17 protein-coding genes are annotated in these 19,444 nt (G+C 72.6%); 6 read left to right on the forward strand and 11 right to left on the reverse strand.

The features are described from left to right. Nucleotides 1-257 precede the first annotated feature (257 nt). On the forward strand, nt 258-1,082 hold the full coding sequence (locus tag WMF39_RS46260; protein WP_437742814.1) for a hypothetical protein: 825 nt from the start codon (nt 258-260) through the stop codon (nt 1,080-1,082). A 192-nt stretch (nt 1,083-1,274) separates the two neighbouring features. Further along, nucleotides 1,275-4,823 carry a protein kinase domain-containing protein gene (locus WMF39_RS46265; RefSeq protein WP_437742815.1) on the forward strand — a complete coding sequence of 1,183 codons (3,549 nt, stop codon included), beginning with the start codon at nt 1,275-1,277 and terminating at the stop codon, nt 4,821-4,823. A gap of 81 nt (nt 4,824-4,904) precedes the next feature. Here WMF39_RS46265 and purM read toward each other — a convergent pair whose 3' ends face one another. Both purM and WMF39_RS46275 read right to left on the reverse strand, forming a co-directional pair. Next, nucleotides 4,905-5,951 carry a phosphoribosylformylglycinamidine cyclo-ligase gene (gene purM, locus WMF39_RS46270; protein WP_437547396.1) on the reverse strand — a complete coding sequence of 349 codons (1,047 nt, stop codon included), beginning with the start codon at nt 5,949-5,951 and terminating at the stop codon, nt 4,905-4,907. 186 nt (nt 5,952-6,137) lie between these two features. Continuing rightward, complete coding sequence (locus WMF39_RS46275) at nt 6,138-6,803, reverse strand: VOC family protein (protein ID WP_437742816.1); 666 nt, start codon at nt 6,801-6,803, stop codon at nt 6,138-6,140. Between the two features lie 206 nt (nt 6,804-7,009). Between WMF39_RS46275 and WMF39_RS46280 the strand changes: the two genes are divergently transcribed. Next, a complete protein-coding gene (locus WMF39_RS46280) occupies nt 7,010-8,362 on the forward strand; it encodes a hypothetical protein (protein WP_437742817.1) in 1,353 nt (450 codons plus the stop codon). 215 nt (nt 8,363-8,577) lie between these two features. After that, entirely contained in the window at nt 8,578-9,006 is a 429-nt protein-coding gene (locus WMF39_RS46285) for a (deoxy)nucleoside triphosphate pyrophosphohydrolase (protein WP_437742818.1), read from the forward strand. Nucleotides 9,007-9,110: 104 nt separating this feature from the next. Here WMF39_RS46285 and WMF39_RS46290 read toward each other — a convergent pair whose 3' ends face one another. From WMF39_RS46290 to WMF39_RS46300, 3 genes are read right to left on the reverse strand one after another with little or no spacing between them, the layout of a single operon-like run. Next, nucleotides 9,111-10,214: a cytochrome c biogenesis protein/redoxin gene (locus WMF39_RS46290; protein ID WP_437742819.1), complete on the reverse strand. Its 1,104-nt coding sequence runs from the start codon at nt 10,212-10,214 to the stop codon at nt 9,111-9,113. Between the two features lie 21 nt (nt 10,215-10,235). Continuing rightward, nucleotides 10,236-10,979 (reverse strand): zf-HC2 domain-containing protein, encoded by a 744-nt coding sequence (locus WMF39_RS46295; protein ID WP_437742820.1) that lies wholly within the window; start codon nt 10,977-10,979, stop codon nt 10,236-10,238. Further along, entirely contained in the window at nt 10,919-11,503 is a 585-nt protein-coding gene (locus WMF39_RS46300; protein ID WP_437742821.1) for an RNA polymerase sigma factor, read from the reverse strand. Before WMF39_RS46300 ends, WMF39_RS46295 begins: the two co-directional genes overlap by 61 nt. Nucleotides 11,504-12,029: 526 nt before the next feature. Between WMF39_RS46300 and WMF39_RS46305 the strand changes: the two genes are divergently transcribed. Both WMF39_RS46305 and WMF39_RS46310 read left to right on the forward strand, forming a co-directional pair. After that, on the forward strand, nt 12,030-13,430 hold the full coding sequence (locus WMF39_RS46305) for a helix-turn-helix domain-containing protein (protein WP_437742822.1): 1,401 nt from the start codon (nt 12,030-12,032) through the stop codon (nt 13,428-13,430). Next, nucleotides 13,427-13,882 (forward strand): hypothetical protein, encoded by a 456-nt coding sequence (locus WMF39_RS46310; protein WP_437742823.1) that lies wholly within the window; start codon nt 13,427-13,429, stop codon nt 13,880-13,882. Before WMF39_RS46305 ends, WMF39_RS46310 begins: the two co-directional genes overlap by 4 nt. Before the next feature lie 322 nt (nt 13,883-14,204). Here WMF39_RS46310 and thiO read toward each other — a convergent pair whose 3' ends face one another. From thiO to WMF39_RS46340, 6 genes are all read right to left on the reverse strand, one after another. Beyond that, nucleotides 14,205-15,314, reverse strand: a complete 1,110-nt coding sequence (gene thiO, locus WMF39_RS46315) for a glycine oxidase ThiO (RefSeq protein ID WP_437742824.1) — start codon at nt 15,312-15,314, stop codon at nt 14,205-14,207. Between the two features lie 99 nt (nt 15,315-15,413). Beyond that, on the reverse strand, nt 15,414-15,767 hold the full coding sequence (locus tag WMF39_RS46320; RefSeq protein WP_437742825.1) for a type II toxin-antitoxin system RelE/ParE family toxin: 354 nt from the start codon (nt 15,765-15,767) through the stop codon (nt 15,414-15,416). Nucleotides 15,768-15,780: 13 nt separating this feature from the next. Next, nucleotides 15,781-16,056: a hypothetical protein gene (locus tag WMF39_RS46325; protein ID WP_437742826.1), complete on the reverse strand. Its 276-nt coding sequence runs from the start codon at nt 16,054-16,056 to the stop codon at nt 15,781-15,783. A gap of 821 nt (nt 16,057-16,877) precedes the next feature. Next, nucleotides 16,878-17,642 (reverse strand): hypothetical protein, encoded by a 765-nt coding sequence (locus tag WMF39_RS46330; protein ID WP_437742827.1) that lies wholly within the window; start codon nt 17,640-17,642, stop codon nt 16,878-16,880. A gap of 40 nt (nt 17,643-17,682) precedes the next feature. Then, nucleotides 17,683-18,360 (reverse strand): hypothetical protein, encoded by a 678-nt coding sequence (locus WMF39_RS46335; protein ID WP_437742828.1) that lies wholly within the window; start codon nt 18,358-18,360, stop codon nt 17,683-17,685. Next, the gene (locus tag WMF39_RS46340) at nt 18,357-19,094 is read right to left on the reverse strand and encodes a hypothetical protein (RefSeq protein ID WP_437742829.1); all 738 of its coding nucleotides are present in this window, start codon (nt 19,092-19,094) and stop codon (nt 18,357-18,359) included. The genes WMF39_RS46335 and WMF39_RS46340 overlap by 4 nt, the downstream gene beginning before the upstream one ends. Nucleotides 19,095-19,444 lie beyond the last annotated feature (350 nt).

Genomic DNA, 19,444 nt, shown 5'->3' on the forward strand with positions numbered 1-19,444 from the left:
GTCACGGTCACGCGTCTGGCGGTACCGTCGAGCTCTTTGGCCCGGCGCGCCATGAGCTGCCCATTTCGGCCTGAACCTGCTGTGCCGGCGCGCCGTCCGACCGCCCCCGTCGTGTGCCGACCCTCCGCTTCGGTAGCTATCCACCGCGTCTCCGTCCATGGCCGTCACGGAAGCGAACGCTCACAAGGCGGCATGCGCCTTGCTCGACCGAGCTGGCTCGCCACGCACGAGCTTCTCATTGCTTGGAGGGTAGACAGATGGTCAAAGAACTCTTGATGAACGGGCTCTTGGCCCTCGTTGCGATCGGCGCCAGCGGGTGTGTCGCGGGGGCTGGCGAGGAAGAAGATGACAGCGAGGAGACCAGCGTTGCCGAGCAGCCCCTGGGTTGGGTGAGCGGGGGCGTCTGGCAGGCTGGCAGCGGGCCGGTGGACATGGGCGGCGCCTCGAACAGGACCTGCTTTCTGACAGGGATCATGGGGGACTTCGAGTCAGGCAACGAATGGGTGCACGCTTACATCTCGGGTGGGCGATGGTATCTCCACGGAAACAACACGCACGGAAGCGCCCGCGCCCTGGCCACCTGTGTCTCTTCGACCCTCGGCAGAACGGCCGAATTTTCGTGGTCGCAAGGCGATGCCGGCGTCGATCTCGGGTTGGATACGACGTCTGCCGGCCTTCCGCGGGCGTGCTTCCTCACACGGATGGGCGGAGATTTCAACGGCATGAGCGAGAGCGTGTCGGTGCTTCGGGTTTTCGGCCACTGGATCCTGAGCGGCGTCTCGAGCAGCACAGGGGTACACGCCAGGGCGCGCTGCATCACCGTCTCGTCGATAACCACTCAATTGGAGCTCACGGACGAGTTCGGTGTCCCCGCAGAAGACGACCCGACCTACGAAATGCTGACGCCGGTGGTCGACTTCGACACGCAATGCATGCTGACGCGCGTCGCGGGCGAGTTCAGCAGCAACAACCAGGATGACCACAGCATCACCATCTGGCGGAACCAGGAGCTACAGGCCCAATTTCTCAGCGTATGGACGACGAGGAGCCGGATCCAAGGCCGCGCGAGCTGCGTCAGGTAGGTTGACCGAGCCCCGTTGCGGCGTCTGCACGCGAAGCGTGTACCTCCGCTCACGGACGGCGTCGTTGAAGTGCTGCACGCAGCGGCGCAGGCCATCCGGCGTCTCGTGGCGCATCGTCGCCCTCTGAGCCGCCCCGAGCGGTCCGGCGACCTACCAATGCCGCGCCGCTCGGGGTAGGGTGGCGCCGCCACGATGTCGGAACGCCCGCCCCAGCCGCCCCTTACCGCCGACGAGGCCGCGAAGCACCGGGCGAGGTCCTACCTCGGGCGGGTGATCTCGAAGCGCTACCGCATCGACGAGGTCATCGCGATGGGCGGCATGGGCGCGGTCTACCGCGGCGAGCACGTGCACATGCACAAGCGCGTCGCGATCAAGATCCTGCACCCCGACACCGAGCGGCTCCCCGAGCTCGCGCAGCGCTTCGAGCGCGAGGCCATCGCCGGCGCCCACATCCAGCACCGGAACGTCGCGACCGCGACCGATTTCGGCGAGGCGGAGGACGGCTCGTTCTTCCTGGTCCTCGAGTACGTGCGTGGCACGACGCTCCACGAGATCATCCGGCGGGGGCCGGTGCCCGCCGCGCGCGCCGCCCTGATCGCCAGGCAGCTCGCGGCCGCGCTCGACGCGACCCACGCGATGGGCATCGTCCACCGCGACGTGAAGCCGCGCAACGTGATGGTCGTCGAGCCGCAGGGCGATCTCGTGAAGCTCATCGACTTCGGCCTCGCGAAGGTGAGCGTCGATCAGCTGCGCCGGTCCGTCGCGTCGCCGGAGTCCGCGCGGGCGGGGGCCGACTCGCTCCCGGTCCGGCTCACCACGGCCGGCGTGATCTTCGGGACCATCGCCTACCTCGCCCCGGAGTCGGCGCTCGGGATGGATTTCGTCGACGAGCGCGCGGATCTCTACGCCCTGGGCCTGATCTTCTACGAGATGCTGGCCGGCAAGCACCCGTTCCTCGCCAAGGATCCGGTCGAGCTCTTCAACCAGCAGCGGAGCGCGCCCGTGCCGGCGATCGCCGCGCATTCGCCCGGCGTCGTGGTCCCGCCTGCCCTCGAGGCGGTCGTGCGGCTCCTCCTAGAGAAGAATCCGCGCGCCCGCTTCGAGACCGCGGCGGAGCTGATCGCGGCGCTCGACGACGCGTGCGCCGCGTCGGGGATCGCGGTGCACGAGCCGAGGGCGGAGATGTCCTCGAGGGGGGAGATGTCCTCGAGGGCGGAGATGACATCGGTGCCCGCGATCGCGGACGCGGCGCGCGTGCCGAGCAACCGGCCGCCCGTGCCCAGCGCGCCAAGCAACCGGCCGCCCGTGCCCAGCGCGCCGTCGGGCGCGCCCGACGCGAGCGCCGGCGGCTCCTCGGCGATTGTCCTTGGCGATTCGTGCCTCGTCTCGTTCAACGATGTCGCGGACGCGCTGGCGCCTGCCGCGGACCGGGCGGCAGGTGAGCCGGCCGGGAGCGGCGCGAGCGCGAAGGAGGCGGAGAGCGCGCGCGCGTCGGGCGAGCTTTCGGAGGGTCGAACGGGCGGCGCCGAGCCGGCAGAGGCGGTGGCGTCGGCGGTGGACGGCGACGAGGACGAGGAAGACGCCCTCAGCCACTCGCGCCCGACGCCGGTGCGCAACACGCCGACCCTCGTCGCCGAGATGACGCGGGACTCGCGGCCGACCGCAGTGGGCGGCGCCGCGTTCATGGCGCAGGTCGCCTTCGCGCAGGAGGTCGCCAGGGCCGACGCTGCCTCCGCGGCCGACGACTCGAGCGTGCCGGACGACGCGCGCCCGACGACGGTGGGCGGCGCGGCGCTCATCGCGCAGGCCGCTTTCGCGCGCGAGGCCGCCGGCGGTGGCGCTCCTGCCGAGGTCGATGACCAGCGTCCTCCGCACGCGTCGTCACCGCTGTCCGAGGCGCCGGCGCGGTCGCAGGAGTCGCCGGAGCTGAAGGAGTGGGCGTCGCTGATGTCGATGCCGCCGTCGCCGGAGGTGCTGCCTCCGTCGCCGAGCGAGGCGGAGCGGTCCGTCGAAGCGCCTGGGGCGACGGAGGCAGCGGGGCTGGGCTCCCTGCGGCTGTCGCTGGACGACCTATTGCTGTCGTCGAGCAAGGCGGAGCGCCGTGCGGCCGAGCCCTCATCGAACAAGCCGTCGCCGTCGGGGGTGGAGGAGCCATCGCCGTCGGCTGCGGAGCCGGCGTCATCGAAGCCGCCGTCGTCGCCCGCAGCGGAGCGTGAGTCGTCGCAGCCGCCGTCGGCGGAGCGTGAGACATCGAAGCCGCCGTCGTCGCCAACGGCGGAGCGTGAGACATCGAAGCCGCCGTCGTCGCCAACGGCGGAGCGTGAGACATCGAAGCCGCCGTCAGCGGAGCGTGCATCGTCGAAGCCGCCGACGTCTGTAGCGGAGCGTGAGACATCGAAGCCGCCATCAGCGGAGCGTGCGTCATCGAAGCCGCCATCAGCGGAGCGTGCGTCATCGAAGCCGCCGTCAGCGGAGCGTGCGTCATCGAAGCCGCCGTCGTCGCCAGCGGCGGAGCGTGCGCCATCGGAGCCGCTGTCCGCATCCGCTGTGGAGCCGGCATCCGTCGCGAGGCCGGCGTCATCGAAGCCGCCGTCAGCGGCCGGCGTGGAGCCGTCGCCGTCGCCCGCGCCGTCCGTGAAGGCGCAGCCGCCGCAGAACGAGCCGGCTCCCGTGGCGTCCGCGTCCCCACCGCCGGACGAGCCGCCCGCAGAGGATGCGGCGCCCGTCTCGGAGCCGACGTCCGAGCGGATGAGCGGCTCGCGGCCAGCCTTCGCCCCGACGCTGCTGCGGGAGCTGGAGGCCGCCGAGGCAGAGCGCGTCGCCCGCGAGCGCGAGGAAGAGGCCAGGCGGAAGCTCGCCGAGGAGGCAGAGCGCGCCGCGCGCGAGCGCGAGGAGAAGGCCAGGAGAAAGCGCGAAGCCCGGGAAGCTCGCGCGTCGCGGCTGGGCCACGAAGGCCTCGGCGGTCGCGTGGGCCGGCTGGCCCCGTACCTGGGCGGCGGCATCCTCGCGGCGGCCGTCATCGCGGCGCTCGCCGGCGGTGGGCGCGCCCCGCCCGAGCCGGAGCCCCAGCTCGGCCCCGCGAGGCCTCCCGCGAGCGCGCTCGCCACGAGCGAGCCGACCCCGGCCGACGCCGCCGCCGTCCCCGAGACGCCCGCGCCCACGGCGCAGGCGCCCGAGGCCGCTGCGCCGGCGGCGCCCGACGCGCCGGCCGAACCCCCGCCCGATGAAGCGGCCCGGAAGGCGCTCACCGACGCTGTCAGGGCGCGCCGGTGGGTGAAGGCCTCCGACGCGATCCAACAGCTCGCGGAGCGCGATCCGACGGCGCTCCGCGAGCGCGCGCTCGCGATCGCGGCGCGCAACGTCGCCATCGCCATCGCGAAGACGGGCGAGCAGCACGCCGACAAGGTCTTCGAGGCGCTCTCGAGCCGCTTCGGGACGGCGGGCATCGACGTGCTCTACGAGATCGTCGAGACCCGCGGCCGCTCCACGCCGGCCACCCGGGCCGCGAAGCTGCTCCGCGATCCGGAGATCGCGGCCCGCGGGACCCCCGCGGTCCGGATCTCCTTCGAGCTGCGCGACGCCACGTGCGGCGAGAAGCTCCCGTTCCTCGAGCGCGCCGTCTCCGAAGGCGACGAGCGCACCCTCGTCGTGCTCGAGACGACGGTGAGGCCCTGTTACAAGAAGAGCCGGGCGATCGACGAGGCGATCAAGAACCTGCGATCGCGGCTCGAAGGCGGCTGAGCTCGCGCCGCGCGGCCCGCGCGGTCGCTCGGCGCATCCCGGCCCGCGCGCCGCGCATCGCCCTCGCCCTCGCCGGCCCGCTCATCCGAACAGCACGCGCTCCTCGAACGGCACGTCGCCGACCGACACGACCTCGCCGAGCACCCAGGCCTGCTCGCCGCTCTTGGCGAACGCCTCGATGGCCCGGTCCGCGGCGCCCTTCTCCACGACCGCGACCAGGCCGACGCCGAGGTTGAACGTGCGCCGCATCTCGGCCTCCTCCACGGGGCCGCCGCGCTGGAGCACCTGGAACACCGCCGGCCGCTGGTAGGAGCGGAGGTCGAGCCGCGCGCCCAGCCCGTCCGGCAGCACGCGCGGCAGGTTCCCCGGCAGGCCGCCGCCCGTGATGTGCGACAGGCCCCGGACCGCGTCGCCGCAGGCCGCGAGGAGCGCCGTGATCGCGCGGGCGTAGATCCGGGTCGGCGTCAGCAGCGCCTCGCCCACGGTGCCGCCGAGATCGGCCACGCGGTCGCTCATCGTGAGGCCCATCTCCTTCTCGAGCACGCGTCGCGCGAGCGAGAAGCCGTTCGAGTGCAGCCCGCTCGACGCCACGCCGATGACCGCATCGCCGGCCGCGATCCGCTTGCCGTCGAGGATGCGCGACCGCTCGACGACGCCAACGGCGAACCCGGCGAGGTCGTACTCGCCGTCCGCGTACATGCCCGGCAGCTCGGCCGTCTCGCCGCCGATCAGCGCGCAGCCGGCCTGCTTGCAGCCCTCGGCGATGCCGCGGACCACGGCCTCGCCCACGTCGACGTCGAGCTTGCCTGTCGCGAAGTAGTCGAGGAAGAACAGCGGCCGCGCGCCCACGGTCAGCACGTCGTTCACGCACATCGCGACGAGATCAATGCCGACGGTGTCGTGGACGCCCGTCGCGAACGCCACCTTCAGCTTGGTGCCGACCCCGTCCGTGCCGCTGACCAGCACCGGCTCGGACAGCCCGCCCGGCAGGGCGCACAGCCCGGCGAAGCCGCCCACGTCGGCGAGCACCTCGGGGATGCGCGTCGGCTTCGCGAGCCGCTTGATGCGCTCGACGAGCGCGTCCCCTGCATCGATATCGACCCCGGCTTCCCGGTACGTGACGCTCATGGCAGGCGCATCCCACACCTCGGCGGCAAAGGGAAGCGGGCTCGCTCTCCGGCTCCAGCCTCCGGGCGGCTCCCGGGTCGGCGGGCGGCCGGGCTCCCCGTGCCGCGGGGGCCGCCGCCGGCAGACGCGCCACCGCTTGGCCGGGCGAGCGCTCGTGCTTCCCCCAACGTACAGCGAAAGCCCGCTCTACCAGCGCACGACGAGCGGCACTTCTGCGGGGAACTGGTGAGATTGCCCCTCGTGACCGTGGTCCCACTCCAGCTCGAGAGAGCAGGTCGCCCCACGATCGATCGAGAGCATGCCCTGGTCCACGAACCAACGCACGCCCGACGAGAGCGGCGGGTCCTCCGCTGGCAGGTGCAGCCGGACACGCGTCAGCGTCCGGCGCGCGCCACGATGCGATCGCGACTCGATCGGGGTGGTCCGCCTGATTGTCTGGGGCGCCACGAATATCATGGGCTCCGCCAGGGACCCTCGCGGCGTCACGATGGGCATGCTCATGCCCGCCGGCATGTATTTCGGCCTGTAGTCCCAGGTCTCGAAGGGCCAGTCGCCGGCGCCTCCGGCATCGATGGTCCTGAAACAGATGCCAAACGGGCATGCGCCGGTCTCGCCCCAATGAATGCGTTCGTGTAGCCCCAGCGGCCGAACGATCTCGGTCTGCAGCTCCTCCAGATCATGGACGCCGAGGACCTCGAAGAACGCGTTCTCGAAGGCCGCGCACGCATTCGCGGTCCCCTGACCCTCATGCACCGCGTGGCGGCTGAAGTTCAGGCCGAACTCGGCGAGCATCCGCTCGACGATGCCCACGTCGGGCGTCGCGAGGAACACGTGATCGACTTCCCAGCCCATCGGCCGCCTCCGGCGAGTGGAGCCCGCGTCCCTGGCTCGCACGAGACTGTAGCGTGAAAAGCGACGCCATATCAACAGCACCACACCTGGTCAGGCTGTGCCGCGACCGGGACAGCCGGTGGGTTTGCAAACCGTCGCGTACGCCTGACGTCGCTTCGGGGTATGCTGCCGCGGCCACGCATCGTGGCTCGCGCCAAGGAAACCCCATGAGAGTCGGCGTCTCTGTCACCCTCCTTGTCTCCTCTTCCTTCCTCGCCGCCTGCTCCGGCGGCGGCTCCTCGGCCGGAGACGGCGGGACCGGAGGAACGCCCGGATCCGGCGGCGCTGCGGGGACGGGCGCCGCCGGCGCGACGGGGACGGCCGGCGCGGCGGGCGTAGGCGGCGCGGGCGGCGCGGGCCCGGGCGAGCCGATCGATCTCTGCGCGGGCCTCGTGCAGGACAAGGAAGCGCGCCCGATGACCGAGCTCGCCAGGCCGGCGCTCGGCGAGGCCGTCACCGACGCCGAGTTCGGCACCACGATCCGCCGGATCACGGCGGTCGCGCCGGGCGGCGGGAACGACCCGGTCATCAAGCCGATGTACTCGACCATCTCGGCGTGGAACGCGGACGAGTCGAGGCTCATCCTCTTCTCGGTCGCGGCCGGCGAGCACCAGCTCTACGACGGCAAGACATACCAGTTCATCGAGGCGCTCGACATCTCGCCGGCGGACATCGAGCAGGTGTACTGGCACACCTCCGATCCCGACGTCCTGTTCTACGTCGACGGCAAGGACTTCATCCGTTACCACGTCGGCGCCGGGACGAAGGAGGTCGTGACGACGTTCGACTTCTGCTCGGGCGGCGCGAGCGCGGGCGGAGACCCGCTGTTCATGTCGTGGGATTCGAACCGCATCGGCCTCACGTGCGACGATCAGGTGTTCATCTATGATGTCGGCCAGAATACGGTGCTCGCCAGGAAGGCGCTCGACGAGAACCCGGCCCAGGTCGCGCCGAGCGGCACGCTCGCGTTCCTGAGCGACAGCGGCGGCGTGACCGATCCGCGGCTGAACGTGGTGCGTACGCTGGACCTGCTGGAGCCGTACGGCCACGCGTCGCTGAGCATGGTGAACGGTCACGACACCTGGAACGGGGCTGTCTACGATCCCGGTCCCGGCGGCAATGACGACATCGGGCTCCTCGTCACATGGGATCTCGCCGAAGGCACCTCGAAGGTGGTCATCGGTCCGGAGACCGGGTGGCCCTACCCCCCGACAGGGCACATCTCGGGGATGGCATACAAGCAGCCGGGGTGGGTGTTCGTGTCGTCGATCGGCGAGGCGTCGGGCAGAGGGGTGCTCGACATGGAAAACCTGATCGCCGACACGAGCACGGGCAAGGTCTGCCGGATTGGCCGTCACCGGAGCTGGGGCAAGGAGAACACCCACCTCGCCGAGCCGTACTGGGCCGAGCCGCACACCGTGCCCAGCCCCAGCGGCACGCGCGCCGTGTTCGGGAGCGACTGGGGCAACGGGGATACCGTCGACGCCTACGTGATCGAGCTGCCCAGCTACACGCCGTGATGACGGGGACGCGACGGGTCGCGCTGGCCTGCCGGAGGTGCTCCCGGTCCTGCCGCCGCTGCCGATCGCGCCCCCGCTCCCGCCGCCACCGGCGCACGAGTCCGAGGGTGAGAAATCCCAGCCGCGCAAGGCAATGAAGACGCCGGAGGGATGTGCAGCGTCGAGCCGGCCGTTCGCCCTTGTCTTGCGCGTCGCGACCGACATTCTACGCGCCCATGTCCGCCACGCCCGAGCCCGCTCCGCCCCTGGTCCTCGTCGCCGCCGCCGTCATCATCGAGCGCGGCCGCGTCCTGCTCACGCAGCGCAAGGCGGGCGCGCACCTCGAGGGCGCGTGGGAGTTCCCCGGCGGCAAGGTCGAGGCCGACGAGGATCCGCGGGACGCCCTGATCCGCGAGCTGCGCGAGGAGATCGGCGTCGAGGCCCAGGTCGGCGACATCGTCGAGGTGACCTACCACCGCTATCCGAAGAAGCCGGTGCTCCTCCTCTTCTACGCCGCGGCCCTCGCCGAGGGCTCGCCCGCGCCCGCCGCGCTCGACGTCGCCGCCGTGCGCTGGGCCGAGGCGGCCGAGCTCCGGGACGAGCTCTTCCCGCCCGCCGACGTCGCGGTGCTCGCCAAGGTGCGCGCGCGGCTCGCGGCGACGTAGCCCGTCGTGGAACGATGTCTCCCGCCTGAGAGCTGGTACACGGCGCTCCGCGAGGCTCGGGTAGCCTCCGGGATGAGGGGGCAGCGAGCCCCGCCGTGGGGGGCTCACAAGGCGGGGGAGCACGCCTCGCCGCGGACGTCGCCGATGAGGCTCGCGAGCCGCTGGGCGGGCAGCTCGCCGACGGCGCGCTCCACCTCCTGCCCGGCGGCGTCGACGCTGAGGAACGTCGGCACGAAGCGCACGCCGTAGCGGGCGGCGAGGGCCCGCCCGCGCGGATCGTCGACCTGGATGCGCAGGACGGTGCCGGCCTCCTTGGCGCAGCGCGCCTCGAGCTCGGTCACGAGCGGCGCCATGCGCTCGCACACCGCGCAGTGCGCGCTCTCGAACTCGAGCAGCCGAGGCATCCCCTCGGGCAGCGCGACGTCGTCCTGCGCCACCGCGCCCTCCGGGGCCGCGCACGCGCCGGCGGGGCCGCTCTCGCAGGGCGCGCCCGCGTCCACGGCCGCCGCGGGCGCCGGCGAGAGGGCGTCCAGACGGCCGTCAGCGACGGCGATCCCGGCGGCCACGAGCAGCGCCCCCGTCAGGCGCTGGAGGGCCGGCGTGGCCGGCATCAGGCGGCGCGCGAGCGCGACGGCCGCCGGCCCGACGAAGGCCGCGGCGACGAGCGGCGCGGCGAGGCCCGCGGCGTAAGCGCCGAGCTGGATCGCGCCGGTGAGCGGGCTCGCGCCCGCGCTGGCCGCGTAGGTCAACGCGGCGCCGAGCACCGGGCCGACGCACGGCGTCCACCCCGCCGCGAAGGCGATCCCGAAGAGCATGCCCCCCCAGAAGCCGCCCGCGCCCGGGAGGCGGGAGAGGAGCGGGCGCGCCTCGCGCTCGAGCCACGGGAGGCGCAGCACGCCCAGGAGCTTCGCGCCGAAGAGCGCCAGGAGCACGCCGGACGCGACGGTGAACGCGCGCCGGTGGGGCGCGAGGACCGCGGCGATCGCCGACGCGCCGGCGCCGAGCGCGACGAGCACGATCGCGAGGCCGATCGCGAAGCCGACACCGGCGAGGCGCACGCCGCGCTTCGCCGCCGCCGGGTCCGGACCGCCGAGCGCCCCGGCGCCGCCGAGGGCCGACAGGTAGACGGGGAGCATGGGGAGCACGCAGGGCGACGCGAACGTCAGGAGCCCCGCGCCGAAGAGCGCCAGCAATGAACCGATCGTCATGGGTCCTCGCGATCGACGGGATCAGCGCCCGAAGAGCGCCGGCGCGAGCGCCGCTGTGTCCACTTCAGCCACCGCGAGCACCGGCTGCTCCACGCTCCTCGCGCAGATCGCGTTGCCGAGCGGCCCTCGGGTGCACCCCACGCCGCGCCCCGCGAGCGCGCGCGCCGCCGTCGCGGCGCCGGACCCGGGCGGCGGCACGAACACCGTGAGCGGCTTGTCCCCGCTCGCGTACATGAGCGCTGCCGTGCGCGTGCCGCCGATCTGGCAGAGGCGCGCCCCGAGCAGCCGGGCGCCGGACACCGCCGGGACGGTCACCGCGTAGCCGAGCTTCCCCTCGAGCCACCCGGCGACGGCGCCCGGATCGGACGACTCGAAGTCGCACGGGCGCTCGCGCGCGAAGCCGCGCACGTGGTGGCTCACGAGCTCGTCGGCCATCGCCGCGCTCACGCCCCGGCTCGGGCTGCCGACGAGCAGCGCGGCGGCCGCCGCGGCCGCGGCGAGGGCGGCCGTGATCGCCCAGGGGCCGCGGCGCCGCGCGCGCGCGTTCCGAGCGGCGGCCTCCGCCCGATCGCGCAGGCGCTCCGGGACCTCCCCGTCCGCCTTCGCGACGAGCGCGCGCCGCACGCCGCCGAGGACCTCCGCTGCGCGCCGGCAGGGCGCGCAGCCGGCGACGTGCGCCTCGATCCGCGCCGCGTCTTCGGGCGTCACCTCGCCGTCGTGCCACGCCGAAATGTTCTCGAACCACTCGCGGTTGCACCCTGCCATGACGTCTCCTCGCATCGTTCGGAGAGGCCCTCGACGAGCGCGAGCCGCGCCCTCGAGAGCCGTGATCGCACCGTGCCCACCGGGCACGCCTGGAGATCGGCGATCTCCTCGTAGGAGAGCTCCTCGACCTCCCGCAGGAGCAGCGCCTCGCGCCACTCCGGGGGCAGGCGCGCGAGCGCGCGCTCGACCTCGTCGGCGAAGCCGCGCTCGACGAGCTCCGCCTCCAGATTGCCCTGCGGCTCCGGCACCGACTCGGCTCCCCGGCCGCCCTCGATCACCTCGAGGCGCTGCCGCGCGCCGCGCGTCGTGTTGAGCAGCATCGACCGCTCGATGCGGAGCAGCCACGCGCGCATGCGCCCCTCGTCGCGCAGGTCGGCGTGCCGCTCGATCGCGCGCACGATCGTCGCCTGCGCCAGATCCTCGGCGTCCTGCTCCGAGCGCGTCAGGCGGCGCGCCGCCCGCAGGAGGCACGGGAGCTCGGCGAGGAGCCGATCGAGGAACGAGGTGTGGGGAGACGTGCGCATGGGCCGGGCCGGGAGGAGGAAGGCTGACGCCGCCTCGTTTCCCGGACACTTCCAGGACACGGCGAGCCCATCGAAAAGTTCCTGGCCGCGCGGGAGCTCGGCGGCGCCCCGACCCCCGTTGATGGTCGCGGGCGGCGCGGGGGGACGGAGTGCGGCCCTTCCGTCATGTGGGGCGAGTTACCGCGTGCGATCTGCCCATCCGCCACCCCCGCGCGCATCAGGTTGTGACGAGGGTCCACCCGATGCGCGCCCTCATGCTCCGGGAGCACGAGGCTCCGAGTGCGGTTTGGCCCTACGGCGTCCTGCCCCCACGCGGATCGGCGAGCCCGTCCTTACAACCACGCGAGGCCAAGGTGGACTCGCGAGAGCTCTGCCGTCACCGCTTCGGACGTCACCAACATGCCGGTCACCGCGCGGCATGTCGCTGAGTAGTACAAGCTCTCCGCGGCTTACACGCCCCTGTAGTGAATGTCCCTCCGGTGGGTTCGTGGTGTCCACCGAGCGCCAGGTGAGCTACATTTCCCTTATGAACGCGGTGACCCGAGCGCTCCTCGCCGCTAGGGATGCGATGCGGCTCGACCAGGCGAGCTTCGCCGCGCTCCTCGATATGGACCTCTCCGAGGTGCAGGCGTGGGAGGCCGGGACGCGGAACGCACGATCGAGCGCCCTCGTGCGCTGCGCGCGTTCTCTCGCGCTCACGGTGGAGGAGGTGCTCGCCGGCGACGTTCATCACGCGTCTGTGCCCAGCCTCTTCTTACGGGCGACCGGGCACGGGGGCCGGCTCAGCGACTTGCTAGAGTTTTCCCCGGATCTGGCGCTGTTCGTCGAAGTGGCCCGAGCCCTCGATCGCCTTCGGGTCGATGCGGGCGTGCTTGTTCCGCCTCTGCCGGCGCCGCCTGTGGATGCGCGGTGGGGCACGGGCGCAGCACCCTACCGCGCTGACGAGCTGGCCACCTGGCTGCGGGCGCAGCTCGACATCACCACGGCAGCTATCCCCTCGATGCGCGCCATCTACGAGCGCCTGGGCATCGGCATCGTCTGGGCGCGGCAGGAGGAGATGTCCCCGTCCGTGGACGGCGCCTCGCTGCGCGTGCCACGGCCCACGGTGCTCGTCCACCTGGTCGAGGGCTCGTCGTGCTGGTGGCGCACGCGGATGACGCTGGCGCACGAGCTCTGCCATGTGCTCTGCGATTTCACCGACGAGCGCCGCAACCTGGCGCTCGTCAGCCCGGCGAGTACCGGCGACGCGGAGGCGGCGGCGGGCAGCCGGGCGGCGGGTGCGCGTACCCTTCGCCTGTTCCAAGATTTCGCCTGGATCGAACAACGCGCGAGCGCGTTCGCCTCGCACTTCCTTGTGCCGGACCACGCGCTTCGCGACGTGCTCTCCGGGCGAAACCCCGTCGCGGAGGACTCGGTCACCATGGTGTGCACGGCCTTCGGTGTCGGACGCATCACGGCCGTGTCGCGTATCAAGCACGTGTTCGGGCTCAGCGAGTCTCTCCGGCTCGAGATGCTGCGCAGACCCCACGAGGAGCGGCACGCCAGCACACACCCCGATCTAGCACCTACGCGTTGTGGCCTTCGCGCAGGCGTCCTTCTCGACGAAGTGGCCTCCGGTCTCGCGCAGGGTCGCATCGATCGAGTGGAGGCGCACCGCGTGCTCGGCCTCGCCCTCCACGAGCCGCTGCCCGAGCATCCTGAGCTCTCCGCGTCGCTGCGCGCCCCGCTGCGCTCGGTGAGCGACGACGTGCGTGACATCGTCCGCGTGGCGCTCGCGCGTGCCGGGGCCTCTGGCCTGCGCCCAGGGGAGGTCCGTCGGGGCGACGCTGGGTGGTGCGTGGCTGTTGTCGACGCCACGGGGCGTGCCGTGCGGGAGCACGTCCTCTCGTTCGATCTCGCCGCCGAGCGCGCCAAGCTCTCGGCATGAGCGCGGACGCGCGGAAGCTCGCCCAGCGCTGGCACCGTCTTCAGAAGACGCGCGAATCGTGCGTGGCCGCCTGCCGCGCCATAGCCGACGCCCGGCACGGTGGCGAAGGCGAAGAGCAGGAGACGTACCCCGCGCTCGGTGGCGAGCTGCTCGATACGTCGCTTCCAGAGAGCTTCGACGTGCTTGCGGCCCGCGTGAGGTTTGGTGAGCTTGCGATCGTGACCGTGAACGGTCCAAACTGGATGGCTCTGGCACGAGATCGGCAGATGCTCTCGCCCTACGGCGATCTCGGCGACGGCCTGCACGCAGTTGTGATCATCGCCGTCATCGGCAGCTTCTTCGTTGTTCTCGACCCGTACTTTCCGACGAAGCACCAACCCCTGCAGGTGTTGCGCGACGACTTCGCCACTGCGTGGAGCGGCGAGGTGGAGTTCTTCAGCCCTGAAGGCTGAGCTGCTATGGCTACGCGCCTCGTTCGGGGGTTCTTTGTCGATTGGCCACATGCTGGTCGCATCAAGAAGAGTTTACTCGGTCTCAGTGTGATCGTGAGCATGCAAACGTGCGACTCCCTGTATTCACGGTTGAACACTGCCTTCGAGCCTGGGGTGGTTCGAACAACGTGCTCGATGTTCTAGCGATGAGGGGCCCGTCGGCCGCGAAGGGCGCGCCGCCGTGCTGCTTGTACGTCATCGACGAGAGCGATGCCTCGCGGCACTCGACCGGATCGAATATTCGTGGCCGAAAGACGGCGACCCGCAGGCCGACCCGCCGCCCTCAGCCGGCGATGCCGGCCCGCCTGGCGGAGAAGGGCGACAGATCCACCGGCGGCTCCTCTCCGGCGATCAGCGCCGCCACGATCTTCGCGGTCACCGGGGCGAGCAGGACGCCGTTTCGGAAGTGCCCTGTCGCGAAGATCAGATTCGCGATCTCCCCCTCGCCGAGGATCGGCAGCGCGTCCTTCGGGTGGGGCCGGAGGCCGGCCCACGTCCTGCCGATCGGCGCGTCGCCGAGCGCGGGCATGAGCCGGAGCGCCGCGGTCAGGAGGTCGCGCACGGCGCGCGACGTCACCGCGGTGACGTAGCCGGCGAACTCCGTGGTCGCGCCGACGAGCACGCGCCCGTCGTCGCGCGGCGACAGGTAGCAGCCGGGGCCGTAGACGACCTGCGAGAGCACCGGCGTCGCCGGCGTGAGCTCGACGATCTGCCCGCGCGCCGGGCGCACCGCCGAGGGCGCGAGGCCCGACGCCTCGAGCAGGGACGACCAGCTCCCGGCGGCGAGCACCGTCCAGCCCGCCTCGACCTTCGTGCCGTCCTCGAGCTGCGCGCCGCGCGCGTGCTCCCGCTCGACCACGATGCGCCGGACGGTCGCCCCGGTGCTGAACCGCACGCCCGCGCGCTCCGCCGCGATGCGCAGCGCGCGCATGAGCGACGGCGGATCGATGCGCGCCTCGTCGGCGAGCCACGCGCCGCCGGCGACCTCGTCGCAGAGCGCCGGCGCGTGCGCGCGGGCCCCGTCGCCGTCGCAGATCTCCACGGCGAGGCCGGCTTCCCGCTGCCACGCGAGCTCGCGCGCGATCTCTTCGCGTCCTTCCGCGGTGAACGCCACGCGGAGGGCGCCGCTCTGCCGGTACCCGACGTCGATCCCCGTCGCGTCGACGAGCGACCCGGCGAGCTCCGCGTACAGGGCGCGGCTCGCGAGGCAGAGCCGCGCGAGGGGGCCGTCGCCCGCGGCCTCGAGCTGGGGGCCGATGATCCCCGCCGCCGCCCACGAAGCGCCCTCGCCCTGGTTGCGCTCGAGGACGCGGACAGACAGCCCGCGCCGCGCCAGGGCCAGCGCCGAGGCGCACCCGGCCACGCCGCCGCCGATCACCACCACGTCGCTCATCGGCGCGTGCATAGCACGCCGGGCGCCGAGGGGGGCTTTGCGCGGGAGCGCTGCGGGGGCTGGCGCGCGCCGGGAGGAGCGACGCGACGCATTGCCCGTTCACCTCGTCCGCGGCTTCCGTGAGAAGAGGCCGGCCCCGGCCAGCGGCTGCTGTTGCCGCGCGTGGAAGAGGCGCAGCAGCCAGAGGTCACCGTCGGGGCCGGAGGCGTCCACGAGATACCAGATGACGTAGGGGAGCTTGCGCAGGAGGAGCCTGCGGACGACGGCGCGGTCCTCGTCGTCCTTTGCCTCGGCGGGACCGATCCCGGGGAAGCGGGCGAGGAGCTCGATGGCCTCGTCGAGGCCGGTCCGCAGGCGCTCAACCTGCTCGATCCCGCGGTTCTCGTCGAGCCAGCGCACCTGATCGCGGAGGTCGCGGGCGAACTCCCGGCGGAAGCGGACGCGGCGGCCCACGCGGCGCCCTGGCCTAGCGGGCGCCGCGACGAGGGGCGTCACGGAGCGCCTCGTCGAAGATGGAGTCGATCTCCTGGCGCGCGGCCTCGTCGTGGTCTCCCGCTTTCATCCGCTCCCAGACCGCCCAGACCTGGGCTCGCTGCCACTCCTCGGCCCGGCTGAGCTGCTCCGCGTCGTCGATCTCCTGGACGCGCTCGCTGAGGAGCGCGCGGATCGCGGGCGAGAGCTTGAGGCCGCGCTTCTTCGCCTCGGCCTGGACCCGCTCCCGGAGCTCGGCCGGGAGCACCACGCTGACGGGTCCGCTGTCCTCGTCCGGGCCTCGTCCCGCCGGACCGCGTTCCTCATCCCGGCCACGCTTCGCCGTTCCCGTCCCTCTCATCGGTGCTCCTCGCGGAGACAGGATAGTGAAATCCACTATAGCGTGCAACCGGGCGGTCCGGCCGCTGCTGGGGAGACGTCGGAGATCTCTGAAGAGCGCCGAGCGCTGGCCAGCTCCGTCGGCCAGTGATGGCCGGACTTCCGCTCCGCGCCAGGGTTGGGTCGGCGCGGGTGAGCATGGATCTATCGCCCCAGGCCTTCGCCCACGCGTTCCGGCACTCGTCGGCACCGGAAGGGAATGGGAGAGGCGCTGCCGGCTGCCGGCAGGGGTGAGGGGAAGGGCAGCGGAGACCCGGCAGATCGGCGCGAGGCGATTCCCATCGCTCGCGGGGCGTCTCGACGTCCTCACGGCACGATCGTCGAGGGATCGCTCGTCCCGGAGCTGGCCGAGGTTGAAGTCGGGACTGACGAGGAGCAGTACGATGCTCGACCGATCCAAGTGCTCATCGATGGCTTTTCTCCGATCGTCGCGCGCTCCGATTCGGCGATGGTGCCATTAGATGGGGCTCCCATCCTCCGGGACGAGGGTGAAGAGCTCCTTCCTGCGGGATTCCTGCCCAGCCGCGTGGCTACGCCCGAGCCGCCGGCTTTACCGTGCACGAGCACCTCGAGCGAGCGCGCTTGTCGGCTGGTAGCAAGTCGCCCCGTCTACGCGAGGACGTTCCAGAAATTAGGACCTCGACGCGCCCATGCTCGCCCGTGCTCTGGAGCGGTACAAGCGCGCGGGGCCTGCTACGGCGATTCCCCTCCACCGGTTTTCTCGGCTGTCGCAGCAGCCCTGGTCGCTGTGGTCTCCTCGGGTGCTTCCTCGGGTGCTGTCGCTGCCTCGGTCGCAGCGCTCTTCGAAGCTTCCGTCTCCGTCGCCTTCGGTGCGGCCTCAGACGCCTTCGGCGCCTTCGCCTTCGGCGCCTTGGCTGCCCCGGGCGCCTTGGCCGCCTCCGCCGGCTCCGTCGCCGCGCCCTCCGCCGCCTTCGCCACCGGCTCCGTCGCCGCGCCCTCCGCCGCCTTCGCCGGGGCCGCCTTCGCCTTCTTCTCCTTCGCGGCCTTCGCCTCGAGCGCGCCCGCCGCGATCGGCTCGCGCTTTCCGTGGCCGACCGCGCGCGGATCGCCGTACGGGAACGCCGCGCTGCCGCTCGCGTCGATCGGCTTGCGCGGGGCCTCCGGATCCGTCGCCGGGCTCGGCGGCGGCGCGATCGGCCGCGGCGCGCGCAGCCGGTCGCCAGGGCCGGCCTGGGTCCACACCTGCACGTCGCCGAGCACGCGCGTCCTGTTCGCCATCCGCCGCTGGCCCCGCGCGCCGAGCAGCTTCTCCACGAACGTCGGGGGCGACGTCGCGCCAGGCTCCCCCTTCACCCAGCACGTGTAGTCGCCGATGCCGGTGCCCCGGAACGCCTCGCGGCAGACCGCTATCCCGAGCTCGGCCGCGATCTCGCTGAGGAGACGACCCGGCGCGGCCTCGACCGTCCTGTGCTCGTTGACGAAGGTGACCTTGGGCATCGGTGGGCAGGCAGCGTCCTGCTCCCCTGCCGCGAGCGCGTCAAGAAGCGCGGCGCGCGTCCCTCGCGTCCCTCACGCGGTGGAGCACCCGCGCGATGCCGAACAGGTTCCAGCCCGCGAAGCCCACGAACAGCGCCACGAGCGCGACCGCCCAGCGCGACGCGCGCGGCGAGCTGCCGTCGATGAGCAGCCAGGCGTCGTCCGTCACGGCCATCCCCGCCTGCTCCTCCACCTCGGCGGCCAGCCGCGCGTGCCGGATGCCCGCGCTCTTGAACGGCACGAGCCGCCCCGCGAACGTGCTCGGCGGGACGAAGCGCGGGCCCTCGAAGCCCTCCGGCACCCGGATCTCCACCCACAGCCCCGGGTTGCCCGCCACCGGCGCCAGCCGGAACGAGTCGCCCTCCGCGGCGCGCCCGTACCGGATCGCGCCGCGCGTCCCGAGCAGGCCGGCGGCCCGCACGTAACGGTTCGCGAGGTCCGCCTGCGGCCGCAGCGACGCGAGCTCTCCCACGTCCGCCGGCTGGCCCGGCGACAGCGCGTAACGCGCCTCCCCGAGGAGCGCGACGGCCATCCACAGCGCGGCGATCGCGGTCGCCGCCATCAGCGCCACCGTGACCGTGCGCTCCTGCTTCGGCGGCGACGGCAGCGCGAGCAGCTCCGGATCGGGCCCCGCCACGTCGAGGCCATCGCCGCCCGGGCCGCGCGGGCCGGACGTCATGGATTCCAGGGTCGAGGTCGGGTCGGTGGGCACGCTTCATCGAGTATATAGCCCGAGCGCCGGCCGCGGTGCACCGCCGTCTCGCCGGTCCTCGGACGAGGGGAGGAGCGGGCTCGGGCGTGGCCGACCTGGGCGCGCAGGACATGGGCGAGCGACACGCTCCCTTCGTGCGTACGCGGGCTCAGCACCAGCACACCGGGTTGCCCGTGGCCACCGAGGCCTCGAAGACCCGGCGCAGGGAGCCGAGGATCTGCTCGAAATCGGCGATGCCCAGCGCGCGCTGCGCCACGTGGGAAGATGCCTTCGTACTGCGGAATGAAGTCATAGAGCTCATGGCCGGTCTCGGAATCGACAAGGAAGGCCGAGCGGACGGAGGCGACGCGCTCGGCGAACCGCGCGAGCTCTCCCAGCGCGCGCGCGCTGGCTTCGGCCGGCATCATGCCGCCGTTCACCGCCGGCAGCTCGGCCTGAAGCGTCGGGAAGTGCTGCCAGCCGATCCGATCGAGCGCCGCCTGGAACGCCCTGAGACCTGCCCAGTTCGAGATCCACTCGGAGGCGAGCCACATGCGTGGGTGCGGGCAGCAGTCCTCCATCCATGCATAGAACGCGTCGTGCGCGTCCTGACGCTCCTCGGGGAGCGTCAGGCAGAGCTGCCCCTCTTCATCGAACGCCACGTGCTCCGCGTGCGGGGGCGGCGTCCGCGTCGTCCCGTCGAGCCAACATCTGCACATCACGGTCGCGTCCAGGCCCATTCGTGCGCCTCTTGCGTAACTCGCAGCAGCCGGCGGGATCCCCGCCGCGCGAGCGTCCGTCGGCGGGGCGCCGAGTCTAGCCCGTGCCTTCGCCCATCAGGAACCGCGCGACGCGATCGCCGAGCCGGCGCCCGGATGCGCGCCGGGAGGCGGCGCGTGGCGGCACCCCCCATGCGCCCGTGTTCCTGCCGCCGGCCCGCGAGCCTCGTACCGCCCGCCTCCGGGCGACCGGTCGCGGCCCCGCCCACCGTCCTCGCGGGCCGCCCCTGAGCTCGCCGCGCGCTCGCCCGGCCGCGGTGCAGGGGGCCGCGTCACGCGCTTGCCCGCACGCG

The sequence above is a fragment of the Sorangium sp. So ce1504 genome (assembly GCF_051521635.1).
Taxonomy (GTDB): domain Bacteria; phylum Myxococcota_A; class Polyangia; order Polyangiales; family Polyangiaceae; genus Sorangium; species Sorangium cellulosum_B.